We start from the raw sequence: 444 nt of genomic DNA on the forward strand, positions 1-444 counted from the left end.
CCATGCCAATTCGGATAATCTGCTCCACGGACGGTCTCCCTCGATTGATGTCTTAACGACTCACTCTGGCACATTGCGATGCCGTTGGGAGCCGTCCACCCCAACAGTGCTCGTTGTATAGCCCGGACACATGACTGACAGGTGTTCGGGGAGATGGCTGACACGTTCATACTGGCATGGATCGGCTTCGAGAGGAGGTTGTCCATGCCGTGGAAAGAGGTGTCGGTTATGGGAGAGAGGCAGGAATTTGTGCGGCTGGCGCTTGCGGAGGGTGCGAACCGCCGGGAGCTGTGCCGGCGGTTCGGGATCAGTGCCGATGTGGGCTATAAATGGCTGGCGCGGTGGCAGGCAGGTGACCGGGAGCTGGCTGATCGCTCGCGCCGCCCGCATGTGAGCCCGTTGCAGTCGAGCGCGGCGGTGGAGACAGAGGTGCTTGCGGTGCGC

General features: G+C 61.9%; 1 protein-coding gene. It reads left to right on the forward strand.

The genetic code is table 11. From position 1 onward, the window contains the following. Nucleotides 1-204 precede the first annotated feature (204 nt). Nucleotides 205-444: helix-turn-helix domain-containing protein (locus ACTJKL_RS31975; protein ID WP_440854758.1), on the forward strand; the 240-nt coding region annotated here is incomplete at its 3' end.

It is taken from the genome of Sinorhizobium sp. 22678, assembly GCF_052044265.1.
In the GTDB taxonomy this organism is placed as follows: domain Bacteria; phylum Pseudomonadota; class Alphaproteobacteria; order Rhizobiales; family Rhizobiaceae; genus Sinorhizobium; species Sinorhizobium meliloti_A.